Genomic DNA, 13,290 nt, shown 5'->3' with positions numbered 1-13,290 from the left:
TGCCGCACCGGTGCGGCAGGCGGCGCCACCGGTGGCGCCGTTGCGCATCCTGATCGCCGACGACAACGCCGACGCCGCCGAGTCGCTGGACGCGCTGCTGCGCCTGGGCGGGCACGACACCCGCATCGCGTATGACGGCTCCGGCGCGCTGGCCCTGGCCCAATCCTTCCTGCCCGACCTGGCCTTCCTCGACCTGGGCATGCCCGTGATGGACGGGCTGGAGACGGCGCGGCACTTGCGCGCGCTGCCGGTCACGCGTCATGTCACGCTGGTGGCGCTGACGGGGTGGGGCGCCCCGGACGACCGCGCCAGGGCCAGCGCCGCCGGGTTCGACCATCACCTGCTGAAACCGGCCGTGCCGGCCGAAGTGCAGGCGCTGCTGGCCCAGGTGTCCCGGGCCTGACGTCAGGCCGGCGCCAGCAGTCGCTCCATGAAGGCCCGCTTCGGCGCGCTGCGGGGGCTGGACCAGAAATCGTCCGTCACATGCTGCACGGCGCCGTCGCGCAGCACGCGTGCCTGCCACGGCCGGCGCAGCAGCACGCAGTGCACGTAGGTGGCGAACGATTCGGCGAAATCGTCGTAGGCATTGGTGCTGGCGTACAGGGTCGGGAAGCTGGACTGCTGCAGCGACGCATACACGGGCAGCAGCTCGTCGCCGTCCAGCTGGGCCTCGCCGTAATAGCGCACCCGGTCGCGGCCGGCGAAGTCCTCGCCGTGGCGGGGCAGGATGCGGTTGTCGGCGTGGATATCCCAGGCCAGCGGCAGGAAGCTGTAGTCGCCGGCGGCGCGCACGCCGTCCGGCATGCGCCACCAGTCGGGCAGGAAGCCCGTGCCGGCCGTCAGCACGTGGCCGAATTCATGCAGCAGCAGGAACTGGATGGCGCCCACGCGGGTGTCGTCCGGCGCGTCGGCGATGCGCACCTCCAGGGTAGTCGAAGGGGAAGGCAGGAACGGGCTGCTTTCCTTCCACGTGGCCCAGGCGTTGGCGCGCCGGGTCAGCAGGGCGTCGATGTCGAGCGCGACGACGGTGCCGATGGTGTCGCCCTGTTCGTCGGTGACGATGTCGGTGATGGCCGAGGAGCCCAGCGCATGGGCGAAGTACACGCCCAGCAGCACGCCGGGCAGCATGCCGGTGACGGCGTCGGGCATGCCGCCAATGGCCGCGCGCACGTCGTCCAGCAGGTCCCGGGGCGCGGCGGCGGCGACCGTCACGGCGGGATTGCCCGTCAGTGCATTGACCATGGCCACATAGGCAACCAGTTCGTCGATCAGTTCGGGCGGCGCGGCGCCGATGCGGTCGGGGACGGGAGCGTCCAGCCGGGCGCGCCAGGTGCGGGGGTGTTGCGTCACTATCACGGTATGTCCTGCGCAAGGTCAGTGGAACTGCCGGCAGCGCCCGCGCAGGGCCGCCGCCGGGAGGGGCTTACCCGATTACGGCTGAGCAGCGGAAAACTTTACCTTGAGCAATATCAGGCAGGGGGCCGGGAAGCGCAGGGCGAAAAAAAAACCCCGCCGTGGCGGGGTTCTCTTACGTCTGGGGGAGCAAATCAGCTCGCCTGGATGTTGGAAGCTTGCTTGCCTTTAGGGCCTTGCGTGACTTCGAACTGCACCTTCTGACCTTCTTTCAGGGTCTTGAAGCCGTTCATGTTGATTGCGGAGAAATGCGCGAACAAATCCTCACCGCCATCATCAGGAGTGATGAAGCCAAAACCTTTGGAGTCATTGAACCACTTAACGGTACCTGTTGCCATAAAAAGAACTTTCAAATATTAACGAATCACACGAGCCATAAAAGCAAGAAGCTTCCTGCCCCCTCCTCGACAACTCACTTCTTACCAACATGTACATTTCTGCACGAGTCGATATGGCATTGTTGGCGGAACAATTTTTAATGTCAAGCGCTTTGTACCGGCGGTAGTAAGATTTTTGCAACACGAAATATGAGGGGATGACATGCCGAACTCTTGATTTCGGGACAGGGGGCGCCATCTGCGACAAGTCGAGAAAGCGCGTAAGATTGAGAACAAACGGAAACGCATCCCTAAACGGGCGTTGCATCGGTCACGAAAGCATTAGAATATAAGCGTATGGCAACCAAGCATGACACTGAGACCGTCCTGGAGCGACAAGCGCTGAAGCCGCCACCCCTGTACCAGGTGGCGTTGTTAAACGACGACTACACACCAATGGAGTTCGTTGTGGCAATCATCCAGGAGTATTTCAACAAAGATCGTGAAACGGCAACACAAATTATGTTGAGCGTGCATCGCTACGGCAAAGGCGTGTGCGGTGTGTTCTCGAAAGATATTGCATCGACAAAAGTGGAGTTCGTTTTAACGCATGCGCGCAAGGCAGGCCACCCCCTGCAGTGCGTGATGGAGGAAGTATGATTGCGCAGGAATTGGAAGTAAGTTTGCACATGGCGTTTGTCGAAGCACGGCAGGCACGGCATGAATTCATCACGGTTGAGCATCTGTTGCTGGCGTTGCTGGATAACCCTTCGGCGGCGGAAGTGTTGCGTGCCTGCGCGGTCAACATCGAGGACCTGCGCAAGACCCTGACCAACTTCATCGGCGACAACACCCCCACGGTCCCTGGTACGGGCGAAGTGGACACCCAGCCCACGCTGGGTTTCCAGCGCGTCATCCAGCGCGCCATCATGCATGTCCAGTCCGCTTCCAACGGCAAGAAGGAAGTCACGGGCGCCAATGTGCTCGTGGCCATCTTCGGCGAGAAGGACTCCCATGCCGTCTACTACCTGCACCAGCAGGGCGTGACGCGCCTGGACGTCGTCAACTTCATCTCGCACGGCGTTCGCAAGGACCAGTCGGGCGACACGGCGAAGGCCTCCGAGGGCGTCGAGGAGGGCACCCAGGCCGAAGGCGGCCAGGCCAAGGAAAGCCCGCTGGACCAGTTCACGCAGAACCTGAACAAGTCCGCCGCCGAAGGCAAGATCGATCCGCTGATCGGGCGCGAGGATGAAGTCGACCGCGTGATCCAGATCCTGTGCCGCCGCCGCAAGAACAATCCGCTGCTGGTGGGCGAGGCCGGTGTCGGCAAGACCGCCATCGCAGAAGGCCTGGCCTACCGCATCACGCAGGGCGACGTGCCGGAAATCCTGGCCAACGCCGTCGTGTATTCGCTCGACATGGGCGCGCTGCTGGCCGGCACCAAGTACCGCGGCGACTTCGAGCAGCGCCTGAAAGCCGTGCTCAAGCAGCTGAAGGACAATCCGAACGGCATCCTGTTCATCGACGAGATCCACACGATTATCGGTGCCGGGTCGGCTTCGGGCGGAACGCTGGACGCGTCCAACCTGTTGAAGCCCGCCCTGGCGAACGGCCAGCTCAAGTGCGTCGGTGCGACCACGTTCACGGAATTCCGCGGCGTGTTCGAGAAGGACCATGCGCTGTCGCGCCGCTTCCAGAAAGTGGACGTCAACGAGCCGACCGTCGAGCAGACCGTGCAGATCCTGCGCGGCCTGAAGTCGCGCTTCGAAGAGCACCACGGCGTCAAGTACTCGTCGTCGGCGCTGTCGACGGCGGCCGAGCTGGCGGCCCGCTTCATCAACGACCGCCACCTGCCGGACAAGGCCATCGACGTCATCGACGAAGCCGGTGCCGCGCAGCGCATCCTGCCGAAGTCCAAGCAGAAGAAAACCATCGGCAAGACGGAGATCGAGGAAATCATCTCGAAGATCGCCCGCATCCCGCCGCAGACCGTCAACCAGGACGACCGCAGCAAGCTGCAGACGATCGACCGCGACCTGCGCAACGTCGTGTTCGGGCAGGACCCGGCCATCGAGGCGCTGGCCTCGGCCATCAAGATGGCCCGTGCGGGCCTCGGTAAGCAGGACAAGCCGATCGGTTCGTTCCTGTTCTCCGGCCCGACCGGTGTCGGCAAGACGGAAGTGGCCAAGCAGCTGGCCTTCATCCTTGGCATCGAACTGATCCGGTTCGACATGTCCGAGTACATGGAGCGCCACGCCGTGTCGCGCCTGATCGGCGCGCCGCCGGGTTATGTCGGCTTCGACCAGGGCGGCCTGCTGACGGAAGCGATCACGAAGAAGCCGCACGCCGTGCTGCTGCTCGATGAGATCGAGAAGGCCCATCCGGACATCTTCAACATCCTGCTGCAGGTGATGGACCATGGCACCCTGACGGACAACAACGGTCGCAAGGCCGACTTCCGCAACGTCATCATCATCATGACGACGAACGCGGGCGCGGAAGCGCTGCAGAAGGCGCCGATCGGTTTCACGAACACGAAGGAAACCGGCGACGAGATGGCCGACCTGAAGCGCATGTTCACGCCGGAGTTCCGCAACCGGATCGACGCGATCATCAGCTTCCGCGCGCTGGACGAGGAAATCATCCTGCGCGTCGTCGACAAGTTCCTGATGCAGCTGGAAGAACAGCTGCACGAGAAGAAGGTGGAAGCCATCTTCACGGAGAACCTGCGCAAGTTCCTGTCGAAGAAGGGTTTCGACCCGCTGATGGGTGCAAGGCCGATGTCGCGCCTGATCCAGGACATGATCCGCAAGGCGCTGGCCGACGAGCTGCTGTTCGGCCGCCTGGTAGCCGGCGGCAAGGTCACCGTCGACCTGGACGAGAAGGACCAGATCAAGCTGGACTTCCCGGAACCGGACGCGGCGCCGCTGCCGCCACCGGAAACGGTGGAAGTGGAATAAGACGGATGCCACACGAAACCCGCTCTCGAGCGGGTTTTTTTACGCTTGCCGCCCGCTCCTGAGCGGGTTCTTGTACGTACTGGCGTCGATCTCGCGCCGCTTCAGCTGCCGTGCTTCTTCATCAGCAGCACCAGGCAACCGAGCAAAGCACCGGCGCCGATGGGAATCAGGGCGTTGACGGTGCGCCGCCGCGTCGCGCTCTCGCGCAGCAGGTGCTGCCGCCGGATCTCCGGCACATCGTCCGGGTGGGTATAGGTTTCGTCGACCGTACGGTAGGTCTCGAACTCGTCGCCGCGCACCCGCGCATCGAGCTGGCCGGCCAGTTCGATCATGGTTGCCAGCAGGCCCGGGCTGGGATTGCTGGCCCACAGCTCGCCCACCTGCAAGAAGATCAGCTCGCTTTCGTCGCCCTGAGCGGGATCGATCAGCCGGGCATCGGCCCGGGCATCGGGCACCAGCACATAGGGGCTGTTCATCCGCGCCAGCGCGCTCGTGACCTCGGCTGTCGTAAAGGGGCGTTCGATGCCCTCGCGCGTGCGCAGGATGGTGACGTGGTAACCCATGATGTCGAAAAAATAAGTAATTGGCGAGCAGCTTAGCGCGCGCTTATCTAAATAGCAATCATTTCCATCGCCACCCGTAACGTGCGCCCAACACCAGCAGGCCGGCGGCCAGCAGGGCGGGCATCCCAGGCTCGGGGACGGGCGCCAGCGGTACGCCGTCCAGGGTCAGCGCGTCGAAGGCCAGGCCGCTGTCGGCCGACGCATCGACCCAATTGGCGACGCCGAACTCCAGCACGTAACTGCCGGCGGTACCGATCGCGTAGCTCGCGCTGGCCCACCCGGTCGTACCGCAGGGCGTGACATAGCAGGTGTCGGAATCGGCGCCCAGCGGGCTCCACTCGGGCTCCGTGCCCCAGACATTCAGGTGAGGCGGGGTCAGCGTGGCCTGACCGGGCGGCATGCCGTGGCCCGGCACGGCGCCGCCACCGGGCGAGGTGCGTGCCGTCACCAGCATGGCGACGGGGCTGCCCATGCCATCGCGCAGGCGAATCCACGCATAGTCGCCGAAGTCGCCGCCATCGGTGGTGATGTAGTTGAAGCGCATTGCCAGGGTCGCGCCCGCCGCGGCCTCGAAGCGGTGCGATGTCAGCAGGCTGCCGTTGCGGGTGTCGTTCGGCACGCCGACGCCCGGCAGGCGCACGCCGGCCACGCCATCGTGGTTGGAGACCCAGCCGTAGCGGCTGCCGCCGCCGGGTGCCAGCGGCACGTCGCCGTCCGCCTCGGCCACGCCGCAATGGCCCTGACACGTCCAGCCGGCGGGAATGCCCCCGTCGAAGACCTGGGCCGCTGCGTCTTGCGCCAGCACGGCCAGCAGCGCGGCGGCGGCGCGGGTGAAATGCCTGTTCATGACGAGTCCTTTCCTTGCGGTTTGATGGGGAACAAGGGCGATGCATTTATCATGCCGCGACACGGCCGCCGGGCAGGCCCACCCGCAGCCACCGCGGTTGTAAAAAATTCCGACAGCAGGCGCAGGGGAAGTGCTATTTCCGTATCGAAAACTGTGCCAGAATCGCTGTTCCGCTTTTACCTGAATGCATCATGTTCCTGTCCCGCATCGCCCTTGCCGCCAGCCTTCTCGCCGCCGGCGCCGCCGCTGCCATCGCTGCCCCCGTTGCGTCCATTGCGCCCACGCCGCCATCGTCCCAGGCGCCTTACCTGCGCCATGCCGCCGTGCGCGGCGACACCGTCGTCTTCACGGCCGAAGGCGATCTGTGGCGCGCCAATGTGGCCGGCGGCCCGGCCCAGCGCCTGACCACGCACGCGGCCGCCGAGACCCATGCCGCCATTTCCCCGGACGGCGCCTGGGTGGCCTTCGCCGGCAGCTACGAGGGATCCCAGGAGGCCTACGTGATGCCGCTGGCAGGCGGCCTGCCCAGGCGCCTGACGTTCGAGAACGGCAGCGTCACGGTGCTGGGCTGGACGGCGCAGGGCGAGGTGCTGGTCAGCACGCAAAACTCCGTCGGGCCCAGCGCGCACCGCATCGTCGCCGCCGTGCGGCCGGACACGCTGGCGCGCCGCGTCTTCCCCGTCGCCGATGCCAACGACGCCGTGCTGGACGACGCCGGCAAGACGCTGTTCTTCACCCGCTACGGCCTGGTGCTGACCAACGATAACGTGCGCCACTACCGGGGCGGCGCCCACGCCCAGCTGTGGCGCTACGACCTCGATGGCGCCGCCGAGGCGCGGCCCGTGTTCAAGAACGACGTGGCCAACAACAAGCGGCCCATGTGGTGGCAGGGCCGCCTCGTCTTCGTCAGCGACAGCGGCGGTACCGACAACCTGTGGTCGAGCGATCCGGACGGCGGCAACCGCCGCCAGCTGACCAGCTACAAGGACTGGGACGTGCGCAACGCCAGCCTGGGCGACGGCAAGGTCGTGTTCCAGCTGGGCGCCGACCTGCACCTGTACGACCTGGCACAAAACGCCACGCGACCCGTGCGCGTGTCCCTCGTGTCGGACTTCGACCAGCAGCGCACGCGCCTGATCCGCTCGCCACTGGAGGCGCTGACGAACGTGCAGCTGTCCGGCAAGGAGGAGCGCATCGTGCTGACGGCGCGGGGCCGCGTCAGCATCGCCGGCACGGGCAGCCAGCGCCGCGTCGAGATCGCCGTGCCGGAAGGGGCGCGGGCGCGCGACGCCATCTTCTCGGCCGACGAGAAGTGGGTCTATGCCATCGTCGACACGACGGGGGAGAACGAGATCTGGCGCTTCGCCGCCGACGGCTCCGGCCACGGCGAGCAGCTCACGCGCGACGGCAACAACCACCGCTGGGCCCTGTACCCGTCGCCGGACGGCCGCTGGCTTGGCCACACGGACAAGAAGGGCCGCTTCTGGCTGCTCGACCTGGCCACGCGCCAGAACACCCTGATCGACGACGCCGGCAAGGCCGGCATCGAGCAGCACGACAACGTCGTGTGGTCGCCCGACAGCCGCCACATCGCCTTCGTGCGCAGCGCCAGCGACGCCCAGCGCGAGCAGATCGGCATGGTGGCACTGGCCAGCAAGGACGTGGTGTTCGTCACCAGCGACCGCTACACGTCGGGCGACCCGGCCTTCTCGCCGGACGGACGCTGGCTGTACTTCCTGTCGGCGCGCCACTTCAAGCTCGATAACGGCTCGCCGTGGGGCGACCGCAACATGGGCCCCGTGTTCGACAAGCGCACCGGCATCTTCGCGCTGGCGCTGCAGCCGGGGAACCGCTTCCCGTTCAAGCCGGACGACGAGTTGAGCCGGGCCGCCGTCAAGCCGGCCGAAAGTCCCGAGGAGACGGCGGCGGAAAAGGCGGTGGAAAAAGCCGTCGACAAGCTGGCCACGAAGGACAAGGACAAGGACGGCCGGCAGGCCAAGGACGCGAAGGCGGCCGTGCCGCCCAAGCCCGCGCTGCCGGACGTCGTGTACGCGGGCCTGGCACAGCGCCTGTTCGAAGTGCCGCTGGCACCGGGCAACTACCGCAAGCTGGCCGTGGACGACAAGCGCCTGTACTTCATCGATGCCGACGGCAGCGACAACAAGCCGGCGCTGCGCACGCTGGCGATCGCCCGTACCGAACCGAAGCCGGAGACCTTCGCAGCGAACGTGCGCGACTTCGACCTGGCGGCCGACCGCAAGCACCTGTACTACCGCACCGGCAACGGCAACCCGGGCGAGATGCTGATCGTCGACGCCGCCGCCAAGGCCCCGCCGGACGTGAGCAAGGCGCGCGTGAAAGTGGACGACTGGAGCATCGTCTCCAACCCGCGCCAGGAATGGAAGCAGATGTTCAACGACGCCTGGCGCATGCACCGCGACTTCCTGTACGACGTCAGGATGCGCGGCGTGAACTGGGTCGGCGTGCGCGACAAGTACGCGCCGCTGGTCGAGCGCGTGACGGACCGCGCCGAGTTGAACGACATCCTCGGCATGATGGTGGCCGAAGTGGGCGCGCTGCACTCGCAGGTGGCGCCCGGCGACATCCGCAAGAGCGCGCCGGAAGGCACGCCCTCGGGACTGGGCGCCGTGCTGGCGCGCGTTGCCACCGGCTACCGCGTCGAGCGCGTCTACCGCAGCGAAAGCGAGCTGCCGGGCGAACGCGCGCCGTTGGCGCAGGCCGACGTCGACGTGCGCGAAGGGGACATCATCACGGCCGTCAATGGCAAGTCCGTACTGGAAGCGCGCGACATCTCGGACCTGCTGCTGAACCAGGCCGAGCGCCAGGTGCTGCTGCACGTGAAGCCGGCGCGGGGCGCGCCGAAGGCCGTGATCGCCATCCCCGTGTCGATGGCAAAGCAGGCCGCGCTGCAGTACAGCGACTGGGAGCAGGGCCGCGCCCGGCAGGTCGAGCAGGCATCGCAGGGACGCATCGGCTACCTGCACCTGCGCGCCATGGGCGCCGACGATATCGCCGCCTTCGCGCGCGACTTCTACGCCAACGTCAACCGCGACGGCCTGGTCATCGACGTGCGCCGCAACCGCGGCGGCAATATCGACAGCTGGATCATCGAGAAGCTGCTGCGCAAGGCCTGGGCCTTCTGGAGCACGCCCGTGGGCCAGACCTCGCCGAACATGCAGAACACGTTCCGCGGCCACCTGGTCGTGCTGATCGACGAGCTGACCTACTCGGACGGCGAAACCTTCGCCGCCGGCGTCAAGGCCCTCGGCCTGGGCCCGCTGGTGGGCAAGCGCACGGCCGGCGCCGGCGTCTGGCTGAGCGACCGCAATCGCCTGGTCGACAACGGCATGGTGCGCGTGGCAGAGATGGGCCAGTTCGATACGGACAAGGGCGTGTGGCTGATCGAGGGCGTGGGCGTGGCGCCGGACGTGGAAGTGGACAACCTGCCCAACGCCACCTTCAAGGGTCAGGACCGCCAGCTGGAAACGGCCCTGGAAATGCTGAAGAAGAAAATCGCCGACACGCCCGTCAAGCGTTACCAGGCGCAGCCGATTCCCGCGCTGAACTACTAGGGAATCGCTGATTTATTGCTGGTGGATGAGATTCGTCTTGAAAAACGTGTCCAGCAAGACGCAAATGCCCTGTCATACCGGGGTATGGCGGGGTATTTGTGGCGCCGCTGGGCGCGTTTTCTCATGGCGAAGATCGCCGCCATGAATAAATCAGGGGTTCCCTAGGCCTTTCAAGCCAGTGCGCGAAACAGGGCGGCGCGGCGGCGCGACACGCCGATGGTGGTACCGTCGGCCAGCGCAAGCTGCAGGCCGCCCCCGGCGCCCGCCGTGATGGCACGCACGTGATCGAGGTTGACCACATGGCGGCGGCTGGCGCGCACGAAGCGCCCTGCGCCGCCCGGCGCCAGCCTTTCCTCCAGCTGGCTCAAGGAACGCAGGGTCAGCGGCCGTTCGCCGTCGAAGTGGACGCGCGTGTAATTGCCTTCCGATTCCAGCAGCCGGATGCGCGCCACGTCGACGAACCAGCAGCGCTCGCCGTCACGGATGAACAGGCGGCGGGCCGGCGTCGCCGGGACCGTTGCCGGCGCACTGGACGATGGCAGCCGCTGCGCCGCGCGCAGCAGCGCGGTGGCCAGCCGGGCCGCCTGGATCGGCTTTTGCAGGTAGTCCAGCGCGTTGACGTCGAAGGCTTGCAGGGCGTAGCGCCCGAACGCGGTCGTGAAGATCACTTCAGGAGGGTCGTCCAGCGCTTCGACCAGGTCGAAGCCGCTGGCACCGGGCATCTGTACGTCCAGCAGCAGCAGGTCGGGGCGCAACTGGGCGATGCGCTCGACCGCTTCCTGTGCGCTGGCCGCCTCGCCCACGATTTTCACGTCCGCATGTGCCGCCAGGAGACGGCGCAACTCGGCCCGGGCCAGGCGTTCGTCGTCGACGATCAGGATCTTCATCGCGCGGTTTCGGCCTCGGTTTCCCGCGGCACGGCGCGGGGCAGGCACAAGGTCGCCCGCACCCACCCGTCCTCCGCATTCAGGTCCAAGGTGGCGCGCTCGCCCAGCACCAGTGCCAGCCGCTTGCGGGCATTGACGATGCCGACACGGGTGGAGCCGGCGCTGCTTGCCAGCGTGCCCGTGTTGGCCACCTCGACCCAGGCCGTATCGTCGCCCTGCCACGCGCGGATGCGGATCTCGCTGCCGGCGGCACCGGCCTCGACGCCGTACTTGACGGCGTTCTCCACCAATGTCTGCAGGGCCATCGGCGGAATGGCCGTCTGTGCCAGGCCCGTCTCGACATCGATGGCGCACCGCAGTCGCTGCTCGAAGCGGATCTTCTCGATGGCCAGGTAGGCTTCCACCGCCGCCAGCTCGGTTGCCAGCGGCACCGTGTGGGCATGGCCCGCCTGCAGCGCATGGCGCATCAGTTCGGCCAGCCGGTCGATCATCCGCGCGGCGGCGTCGGCGTCCTCGTAGATCAGGGCGCGCACGCTGTTCAAGCTGTTGAAGAAGAAGTGGGGATTGACCTGGGCCTGCAGGGCGCGCAGTTCCACGTCCTTGGCCTGCAGCGCCAGGCGCAGGGCGTGTGCTTCCGCATGGCGCGCGCGGCGCATCGACAGCACGGCCGCATGGAAGATCGTCCACGCCCCGAAGCAGCCCAGCCAGAACAGCATCGCATTGGGAATCCAGCCGTAGCCCTGGATGGCGCCGAACGGCTGGAACAGTAGGAAGGCCAGCCACATCGACGTGCTTTGCAGGACGGCCAGCAGCATGATGCCGGCCGCCCGCGCGGGCCATGGCAACGGCATCGCCGCCGCCGCGCGCCGCCGCAAGAGCCGGTGCCAGCCGTCGGACAGCAACAGGCCGGAGCAGCCGCCCCACAGGCACACGGCGACCATCGCAGCCGTGGGCTGGCGCAAGCCGCCGAAGGACAGGTTGAACAGCACGACGCCCGTCCAGCCGGCGATCTGGCACGGCCAGTACCAGGCAATGCGGCGGGGCGTTTCGATGGGGGCGGGCGTCGTCACGGTGGGTCTCGATCTACTGGATGAACTGGTCGAGCCGATCATACAGCCAGGCCGGGTCGTCGGCCATGATGAAATGGCGCGCCGTGTCGGCCATTTCGATGCGCACGCCGGGCAGCTTCGCGTACTGCGAGCGATAGGTCTGCTCGATGGCGGCGCGCGGCGCGAAGGCTTTATAGGCCACCCACGTGCCCAGCACCAGCGTCGGCGTTCGCACCCGCGCCACGTCGGCCCGCAGGTCCGTCGACATCAGCTCGTACATGGCGCCGGCCACCGTGGCGCGGTGCGAGCGGCGGCCCCATTCGGCGATACGCTCGGCGTCCTCCGGCTTCGCCACCATCGTGGCGATGGTGGCGCGCCGGGATTGCTCCGCGGCCGCCTCATCCTGCCCCAGCACGGCGGCACGCGTGCCGTCCGCCATCCGCCGCAGCTGGTCCGGCGTGACGTCCGGCACCTGCGTCGCGCCCAGCGCCGGCAGCGCATCGACCACCACCAGCCGGCTCAGTTTGTCCGGATGACCGATGGCGAACTTCAGTCCGATGAAGCCGCCCAGGCTGTGGCCGATGATGACGGGCTTGCCCAGCCCGTTTGCGTCGATATAGTCGGCCAGCTGCCGTTCCACCTGCGGCAGCAGCGGGCCATCGATGGGGGGCTGCCCGGCAAAGCCCGCCAGGGTCAGCACGTGGCACTGGCGCGGGCCGCACAGGTGCCGCACGGTGCCTTGCCACACGTCGCCCGACGAGGCCAGGCCGGGAATGAGGATCACGGCCGGGCCCTGGCCCTGGCCTTGTCCCGTTATGTCGGCCTTGAACGCCGGTGCGGCGTGCGCGTTGCCGAAGGCGAGGACGGCGCAGGCGACGAGCGCCTGCCTGATGAAGTTCATGGTCATGGTGTTTCCTCCTTGCGCCCATGGTCGCAGCGACGACGCCTCGCGGGGCAGGGCGGAGGACGAGCGGTCGAATGCCGTGATGAGCGGCGTGCGCTGCCGCTCAGGCGCCGGCGTCCGTGCTGCCGTAGCCGTGCAGGCGCCGCCGGTGCAGCGGGTAGGCGAACCACAGGCCGATCAGCAGCAGGAAGCAGGCGGCGGCGCTGGCCGTGCTGAAGGTAGGGTGGTGGGAGACCGCATGCAGCACGACGAAGATGTCCAGCGACAGGCCGGCCGCCAGAGGTGCCAGTGCATAGCAGATGGCGCGCGAGGAGACCTTGATGGTATGCAGCGACACGCGGTCGGGCGAGGCCAGGCGGTGGTAGGCCGCCGGCATCATGATCAGCGCGATGGCGATGACCACCAGGCCCAGCGCCACCATATGGCAGACCTGGGCGTAGCCGGGCAGGTCCTCGAAGCGTTCGTTGAACACGGCCACCGTCTGGAAGCCGAACAGGGCCTGGATGCCGGGCAGCACCATGCGGGCTTCCTCGATGAGGCGGCCCATCTGGTCCTTCAGCGACTCTTTCTCGTCGTCGTCTTCTTCTTGTTTGTCCATGATTGTTCTCGCCGGCGCGTCGTGACGGCCTGCTTTTGGCTAATTCTAGCCGTCCGCCGCCCCTGGCGGCGCCCGGCTGTCAGGGGCCGCCGTCGCCCGCTTCCTCGCGCAGCCGGCGCCACAAGGTGGTACGGCTGATGCCGAGGTAGCCGGCGGCGG

The 13,290-nt window shown here is 67.0% G+C and carries 13 protein-coding genes; 4 read left to right on the top strand and 9 right to left on the bottom strand.

Features of this window, described 5'->3' with window-relative positions; translation table 11 throughout:
- Positions 1-403: response regulator (locus GM672_RS25125; protein ID WP_155473262.1), on the top strand; the 403-nt coding region annotated here is incomplete at its 5' end.
- 2 nt (positions 404-405) lie between these two features.
- On the opposite strand, the gene GM672_RS25120 is transcribed toward GM672_RS25125, so the two are convergent.
- Both GM672_RS25120 and cspE read right to left on the bottom strand, forming a co-directional pair.
- Positions 406-1,356 carry a hypothetical protein gene (locus GM672_RS25120; protein WP_155473261.1) on the bottom strand — a complete coding sequence of 317 codons (951 nt, stop codon included), beginning with the start codon at positions 1,354-1,356 and terminating at the stop codon, positions 406-408.
- 191 nt (positions 1,357-1,547) lie between these two features.
- The gene (gene cspE / locus GM672_RS25115) at positions 1,548-1,751 is read right to left on the bottom strand and encodes a transcription antiterminator/RNA stability regulator CspE (RefSeq protein WP_107141363.1); all 204 of its coding nucleotides are present in this window, start codon (positions 1,749-1,751) and stop codon (positions 1,548-1,550) included.
- A 336-nt stretch (positions 1,752-2,087) separates the two neighbouring features.
- On the opposite strand from cspE, the gene clpS reads away from it, so the two are divergent.
- Positions 2,088-2,390 (top strand): ATP-dependent Clp protease adapter ClpS, encoded by a 303-nt coding sequence (gene clpS, locus GM672_RS25110; protein ID WP_155473260.1) that lies wholly within the window; start codon positions 2,088-2,090, stop codon positions 2,388-2,390.
- Positions 2,387-4,690, top strand: coding sequence for an ATP-dependent Clp protease ATP-binding subunit ClpA (clpA, locus tag GM672_RS25105; RefSeq protein WP_155473259.1), 2,304 nt, complete (start codon positions 2,387-2,389; stop codon positions 4,688-4,690). Before clpS ends, clpA begins: the two co-directional genes overlap by 4 nt.
- Before the next feature lie 101 nt (positions 4,691-4,791).
- Here the strand turns inward: clpA and GM672_RS25100 are convergent, their stop codons facing one another.
- Together GM672_RS25100 and GM672_RS25095 are read right to left on the bottom strand one after the other, a co-directional pair.
- Positions 4,792-5,253 carry a hypothetical protein gene (locus GM672_RS25100; protein WP_155473258.1) on the bottom strand — a complete coding sequence of 154 codons (462 nt, stop codon included), beginning with the start codon at positions 5,251-5,253 and terminating at the stop codon, positions 4,792-4,794.
- Positions 5,254-5,311: 58 nt separating this feature from the next.
- Positions 5,312-6,100: an NF038132 family protein gene (locus GM672_RS25095; RefSeq protein WP_155473257.1), complete on the bottom strand. Its 789-nt coding sequence runs from the start codon at positions 6,098-6,100 to the stop codon at positions 5,312-5,314.
- Positions 6,101-6,291: 191 nt separating this feature from the next.
- Here GM672_RS25095 and GM672_RS25090 point away from each other — a divergent pair, with 191 nt between their 5' ends.
- Positions 6,292-9,693, top strand: coding sequence for a S41 family peptidase (locus tag GM672_RS25090; RefSeq protein WP_155473256.1), 3,402 nt, complete (start codon positions 6,292-6,294; stop codon positions 9,691-9,693).
- 170 nt (positions 9,694-9,863) lie between these two features.
- Here GM672_RS25090 and GM672_RS25085 read toward each other — a convergent pair whose 3' ends face one another.
- The 5 genes from GM672_RS25085 to GM672_RS30040 form a co-directional block, all read right to left on the bottom strand.
- Entirely contained in the window at positions 9,864-10,580 is a 717-nt protein-coding gene (locus GM672_RS25085; RefSeq protein WP_155473255.1) for a LytR/AlgR family response regulator transcription factor, read from the bottom strand.
- Positions 10,577-11,650, bottom strand: coding sequence for a sensor histidine kinase (locus GM672_RS30045; protein ID WP_170300234.1), 1,074 nt, complete (start codon positions 11,648-11,650; stop codon positions 10,577-10,579). The genes GM672_RS25085 and GM672_RS30045 overlap by 4 nt, the downstream gene beginning before the upstream one ends.
- A gap of 13 nt (positions 11,651-11,663) precedes the next feature.
- Positions 11,664-12,536, bottom strand: coding sequence for an alpha/beta fold hydrolase (locus tag GM672_RS25075; protein WP_229417940.1), 873 nt, complete (start codon positions 12,534-12,536; stop codon positions 11,664-11,666).
- A gap of 100 nt (positions 12,537-12,636) precedes the next feature.
- A complete protein-coding gene (locus GM672_RS25070) occupies positions 12,637-13,131 on the bottom strand; it encodes a DUF6328 family protein (protein WP_229417939.1) in 495 nt (164 codons plus the stop codon).
- Positions 13,132-13,210: 79 nt separating this feature from the next.
- Positions 13,211-13,290: helix-turn-helix domain-containing protein (locus GM672_RS30040; RefSeq protein ID WP_211517423.1), on the bottom strand; the 80-nt coding region annotated here is incomplete at its 5' end.

The organism is Pseudoduganella buxea (assembly GCF_009720835.1).
Taxonomy (GTDB): Bacteria; Pseudomonadota; Gammaproteobacteria; order Burkholderiales; family Burkholderiaceae_D; genus Rugamonas; species Rugamonas buxea.
This window is presented reverse-complemented; position numbering and strand designations above follow the sequence as displayed.

Coding starts and splice junctions, on each gene's coding strand:
- cspE (WP_107141363.1), bottom strand. CDS start 1,751: ATGGCAACAGGTACCGTTAAGTGGTTCAATGACTCCAAAGGTTTTGGC.
- clpS (WP_155473260.1), top strand. CDS start 2,088: ATGGCAACCAAGCATGACACTGAGACCGTCCTGGAGCGACAAGCGCTG.
- clpA (WP_155473259.1), top strand. CDS start 2,387: ATGATTGCGCAGGAATTGGAAGTAAGTTTGCACATGGCGTTTGTCGAA.
- GM672_RS25100 (WP_155473258.1), bottom strand. CDS start 5,253: ATGGGTTACCACGTCACCATCCTGCGCACGCGCGAGGGCATCGAACGC.
- GM672_RS25095 (WP_155473257.1), bottom strand. CDS start 6,100: ATGAACAGGCATTTCACCCGCGCCGCCGCCGCGCTGCTGGCCGTGCTG.
- GM672_RS25090 (WP_155473256.1), top strand. CDS start 6,292: ATGTTCCTGTCCCGCATCGCCCTTGCCGCCAGCCTTCTCGCCGCCGGC.
- GM672_RS25085 (WP_155473255.1), bottom strand. CDS start 10,580: ATGAAGATCCTGATCGTCGACGACGAACGCCTGGCCCGGGCCGAGTTG.
- GM672_RS25075 (WP_229417940.1), bottom strand. CDS start 12,536: ATGACCATGAACTTCATCAGGCAGGCGCTCGTCGCCTGCGCCGTCCTC.
- GM672_RS25070 (WP_229417939.1), bottom strand. CDS start 13,131: ATGGACAAACAAGAAGAAGACGACGACGAGAAAGAGTCGCTGAAGGAC.